This is a genomic window from Streptomyces sp. NPDC059456 (assembly GCF_042750055.1).
In the GTDB taxonomy this organism is placed as follows: domain Bacteria; phylum Actinomycetota; class Actinomycetes; order Streptomycetales; family Streptomycetaceae; genus Streptomyces.
On sequence record NZ_JBHYVA010000669.1, the window covers coordinates 1 to 4674 of the forward strand.

A 4674-nucleotide genomic window follows, 5' to 3' on the forward strand; every position below is an offset into this window, starting at 1 on the left:
CGGTCCTTGCCCTCGGCGGCCTTGACGACGCACTCGCCCCAGCGGCCGCGCCCGTCGGTGAGGACCACGTCCTCACCGGGGTTCAGCCGCTTCACGGACACCGCGTGCCGGCCCTCCGGGCCGTCGAGCACGAACTCCGGCCCCGCGGGGACCTCTTCGACCACGAACACGGGGGCGGTCATGACCTACTCCTCTTCTGCATGTCCTTCAAAGCACCCTGGGCCTCGGCCAGTTCGGCCGTCAGCAACTCCACCAGCTCCGCCGCCGGCAGCGCCCGCGCCAGCCGGTGCCCCTGGCCCGCCCACAGCCCCATGCCCTGCGGGTCCCCGGCCGCGGCGGCCGCCTTGCGCAGCCCGGCGGTCATGTGGTGGATCTGCGGGTACGCGGCCGGGGCGTACGGCCCGTGCTCGCGCATGAACCGGTTCACCAGGCCCCGGGCCGGCCGCCCCGAGAACGCCCTGGTCAGCTCGGTGTGGGGGAACAGGGGGTCCGTCAGCGCCTTCTTGTGCAGCGGGTGCGCGCCCGACTCGGGGCAGGCCAGGAAGGCGGTGCCGAGCTGCGCCGCCTCCGCGCCCGCCGCCAGCAGCGCCGCGATCTGCGAGCCGCGCATCAGTCCGCCCGCCGCGATGATCGGGAGGGCCACGGCCTCCCGTACCTGCGCCACGAGCGCGAGCAGGCCCACGCCCGCCGTGCCGTCGGCCTGCGGGTCGTCCCGGTGGGTGCCCTGGTGGCCGCCGGCCTCCACGCCCTGTACGCACACGGCGTCGGCGCCCGCCGCCTGGACGGCGCGGGCCTCGTCGACGGAGGTGACGGTCACGACGGTGGAGGTGCCCGCCGCGCGCAGGGCCGCCAGGACCGCGGGCGCGGGCACGCCGTAGGTGAACGAGACCACGGGAACCGGGTCTTCGAGGAGGATCGCGAGCTTGGCGTCGTAACCGTCGTCGCTGGTGCCGATGATGTCCTCGTCGGCCAGGGAGACGTCGTACCAGCTCGCCTCGCCGGCCAGCTGCCCGCGGTACGCCTCCACCGCGGCGGGGTCCACGTAGCCGGTCTGCGGCATGAAGAGGTTCACGCCGAACGGGCGCCGTGTGAGCGCCCGCAGCCTCTTGATCTCCTGGTACATGCCGTCGGCGGTCTTGTAGCCGCCGGCCAGGAAGCCCAGCCCGCCCGCCTCGCACACGGCGGCGGCGAGGGGCGGACACGAGGCACCGCCCGCCATGGGAGCCTGCACGATCGGGTACGGGGAGAGACCGTTCGGTGCGGAGGACATGGACTGCATCGTGCCACGTCCCGCGCACCGGGCTAAATCACGGCATTCGCCTGGCATAGTCCGCTTCACCGGGAGCGACCGGATCAATGCGCCGAGCCCGGCCCGGGGCAATCCCGGACCGGGCTCGTACGTGTGCCCGCGGGCCGGTCAGCGGCCGTTGAAGGCGTCCTTCAGGCGGCTGAACAGGCCCTGCTGGCCCGGCGCGAACTGGCCCATGGGCCGCTCCTCGCCGCGCAGCTTGGCGAGCTGGCGCAGCAGCTCCTCCTGCTGGGCGTCCAGCTTGGTCGGGGTGGTGACCTCGACGTGGACGATCAGGTCGCCTCGGCCGCCGCCGCGCAGGTGCGTGACGCCGCGCCCGTGCAGCGGGATGGCCTGGCCCGAACCGGTGCCGGGCCGGATGTCGATCTCCTCCATGCCGTCCAGCGTCTCCAGCGGGCATTTGGTGCCCAGGGCCGCGGCCGTCATGGGGATGGTCACCGTGCAGTGCAGGTCGTCCCCGCGCCGCTGGAAGGTCGGGTGAGACAGCTCGTGGATCTCCACGTACAGGTCGCCGGCGGGGCCGCCGCCGGGGCCGACCTCGCCCTCTCCCGCGAGCTGGATCCGGGTGCCGTTCTCGACACCGGCCGGGATCTTGACCGTGAGGCTGCGGCGGGAGCGGACCCGGCCGTCGCCCGCGCACTCGGGGCACGGGGTCGGGACCACGGTGCCGAAGCCCTGGCACTGGGGGCAGGGGCGCGAGGTCATGACCTGGCCCAGGAAGGACCGGGTGACCTGCGACACCTCACCACGACCACGGCACATGTCACACGTCTGCGCCGAGGTGCCGGGGGCGGCGCCCTCTCCGGAGCAGGTGGTGCAGACGACGGCCGTGTCGACCTGGATGTCCTTGGTCGTGCCGAAGGCGGCCTCGTCCAGCTCCAGGTCGAGGCGGATCATGGCGTCCTGGCCGCGGCGGGTCCGCGAGCGCGGGCCGCGCTGCGAGGCCTGGCCGAAGAAGGCGTCCATGATGTCGGAGAAGTTGCCGAAGCCACCCGCACCGAAGCCACCCGCGCCGCCACCGCCGCCGGAGGACGACAGCGGGTCGCCGCCGAGGTCGTAGACCTGCTTCTTCTGCGGGTCCGAGAGCACCTCGTACGCCGCGTTGATCTCCTTGAAGCGCTCCTGCGTCTTCGGGTCCGGATTCACGTCCGGGTGGAGTTCACGGGCGAGGCGGCGGAAGGCCTTCTTGATCTCGTCCTGCGATGCGTCGCGGCGCACGCCGAGAACGGCGTAGTAGTCCGTGGCCACTTACGACTCCGCCAGGATCTGTCCGACGTAACGTGCCACTGCGCGTACCGCTCCCATCGTTCCGGGGTAGTCCATGCGGGTCGGTCCGACCACGCCGAGTTTGGCGACGGTTTCGCCGCCCGAACCGTAGCCGACCGAGACGACGGACGTGGAGTTCAGTCCCTCGTAGGCATTCTCATGCCCGATCCGTACGGCCATTCCCGACTCGTTGGCCTCGCCCAGCAGCTTGAGGAGCACGACCTGCTCCTCCAGCGCTTCGAGCACCGGCCTGATCGTCAGGGGAAAATCATGTCCGAAGCGCGTGAGATTGGCGGTCCCGCCGATCATCAGCCGCTCCTCGGCCTCCTCGACCAGCGTCTCCAGCAGGGTCGCGAGCACGGTCGACACCGTGCTCCGGTCCTCCGGCTCGAACGACTCCGGCAGGTCCTGCACGAGCTGCGGCACGTCGGTGAACCGGCGGCCGACGACCCGGCTGTTGAGCCGCGCCCGCAGATCGGCGAGCGAGGTCTCGCCGAACGGCGTCTGGCAGTCGACGAGCCGCTGCTCGACCCGGCCCGTGTCGGTGATCAGCACGAGCATCAGCCGGGCCGGGGCCAGCGACAGCAGTTCGACGTGCCGGACCGTGGACCGGGTCAGGCTCGGGTACTGGACGACGGCGACCTGCCGGGTGAGCTGCGCGAGCAGCCGCACCGTGCGGCCGACGACGTCGTCGAGGTCGACGGCGCCGTCGAGGAAGTTCTGGATGGCCCGGCGTTCGGGCGTCGACAGGGGTTTGACCCCCGCCAGCCTGTCGACGAAGAGCCGGTAGCCCTTGTCCGTGGGGATCCGGCCGGCGCTGGTGTGGGGCTGGGCGATGTAGCCCTCCTCCTCCAGCACGGCCATGTCGTTGCGCACGGTGGCGGGCGAGACGCCGAGCCGGTGCCGCTCGGTGAGCGCCTTGGAGCCGACCGGCTCCTCCGTCCCGACGTAGTCCTGGACGATGGCGCGCAGCACCTCGAGTCTGCGTTCGCTGAGCATCGCGCACACCTCCAGCTGGTCGTCGTCGCGCGTCATGGTCGGTTTCATCTGCTTCGTTGGCACTCCGGACGTTCGAGTGCCAGAGATCCCCCGGCCAGTGTACGGCCGGGTAGTCAGCCCCTGGCAAGGGCGGCCCGCCAGGGTAGCGTCGCGCCATGGACGTGCAATGGGAAGAGACGGGCTGGGAGCGGCTGACCGGACGGACCGGACGGCGCCGGCTTCCGGTGTGGGACTGCACGGTGGGACTGGTGGTGGGCGACGAATCGGTCCTCCTGATCGATCCGGGTTCATGCGTACGGGAGGGTGCGCAGCTGCGGGCGGAGGCGGAGCGGCTGACCGGCCGGCGCGTGACGCATATCGCATTCACGCACGGGCATTTCGATCACGTGCTGGGCGTGGCCGCGTTCTCCGGGGCCGAGGTGTTCGGCGCGGTCGGGCTCGACGCGGAGCTGTCCGCCGGCCGCGAGGAACTGCGCGCCGGCGCCGTGCAGCAGGGGCTGGCGGAGGCCGAGGCCGCCGAGGCGGTGGACCTGCTGGTGGTGCCCCGGCACCACGTGTCGGGCGAATGGACGCTGGAGCTGGGCGGGGTGCAGGTCCTGCTGGCGAACGTCGGGCCCGGGCACAGCCGGCACGACCTGGCGGTGTGCGTCCCCGGGGAGCGCGAGGTGGTGTTCTGCGGGGACCTCGTCGAGGAGTCGGGCGAACCGCAGGCGGGCAGCGACGCGGTGCCGGCGCAGTGGCCGGCGGCCATGGACCGGCTGCTGTCGCTGGGCGGCGACGACGCGCTGTACGTGCCGGGTCACGGAGCGGTGGTCTCCGCGGACTTCGTCCGTGCGCAACGCGACACACTGGCGCGGCGGTTCGGCGTGTCGGACGCGTGAGCGCCCGCTCTCTCGTAGCGTCGGCCGGATGCGTGAGTACTCCCCCGACCTGACCCCCCAGTGGAAGCGCGCCAAGGCCGTCCCGGAGGTACCGGCCGAACCCGACCTCGTGGTCGAGGTGGCCGGTACGGACTTCTGCGGAGCGGTGGTGGCCTGCGAGGCGGGCACGGTGACCCTGGAGGACCGCTTCGGCAAGCGGGGGGTGTTCCCCCTGGAGCC

At 72.3% G+C, this 4674-nt stretch carries 6 protein-coding genes; 2 read left to right on the forward strand and 4 right to left on the reverse strand.

The genetic code is table 11. The features are described from left to right. The 4 genes from ACFXA3_RS35985 to hrcA form a co-directional block, all read right to left on the reverse strand. The coding region (locus ACFXA3_RS35985) for an RNA methyltransferase PUA domain-containing protein (protein ID WP_385194209.1) at positions 1-182 on the reverse strand (182 nt) is incomplete at its 3' end. Next, positions 179-1270 carry a nitronate monooxygenase gene (locus tag ACFXA3_RS35990; RefSeq protein WP_385194211.1) on the reverse strand — a complete coding sequence of 364 codons (1092 nt, stop codon included), beginning with the start codon at positions 1268-1270 and terminating at the stop codon, positions 179-181. The genes ACFXA3_RS35990 and ACFXA3_RS35985, both read right to left, overlap by 4 nt. Before the next feature lie 147 nt (positions 1271-1417). Then, positions 1418-2557 (reverse strand): molecular chaperone DnaJ, encoded by a 1140-nt coding sequence (gene dnaJ / locus ACFXA3_RS35995; RefSeq protein WP_054222402.1) that lies wholly within the window; start codon positions 2555-2557, stop codon positions 1418-1420. Beyond that, the gene (gene hrcA, locus ACFXA3_RS36000) at positions 2558-3574 is read right to left on the reverse strand and encodes a heat-inducible transcriptional repressor HrcA (RefSeq protein ID WP_385194220.1); all 1017 of its coding nucleotides are present in this window, start codon (positions 3572-3574) and stop codon (positions 2558-2560) included. A 155-nt stretch (positions 3575-3729) separates the two neighbouring features. Between hrcA and ACFXA3_RS36005 the strand changes: the two genes are divergently transcribed. Both ACFXA3_RS36005 and ACFXA3_RS36010 read left to right on the forward strand, forming a co-directional pair. Then, the gene (locus ACFXA3_RS36005; RefSeq protein ID WP_385194214.1) at positions 3730-4455 is read left to right on the forward strand and encodes an MBL fold metallo-hydrolase; all 726 of its coding nucleotides are present in this window, start codon (positions 3730-3732) and stop codon (positions 4453-4455) included. Between the two features lie 28 nt (positions 4456-4483). Continuing rightward, positions 4484-4674 (forward strand): DUF3097 family protein (locus ACFXA3_RS36010; protein ID WP_385194217.1); only part of this gene is annotated, 191 nt, incomplete at its 3' end.

Bases quoted from the DNA above. Each gene is read 5' to 3' on its own strand.
- hrcA (WP_385194220.1), bottom strand. From the start codon at position 3,574: ATGCTCAGCGAACGCAGACTCGAGGTGCTGCGCGCCATCGTCCAGGAC.
- ACFXA3_RS36005 (WP_385194214.1), top strand. From the start codon at position 3,730: ATGGACGTGCAATGGGAAGAGACGGGCTGGGAGCGGCTGACCGGACGG.
- ACFXA3_RS35990 (WP_385194211.1), bottom strand. From the start codon at position 1,270: ATGTCCTCCGCACCGAACGGTCTCTCCCCGTACCCGATCGTGCAGGCT.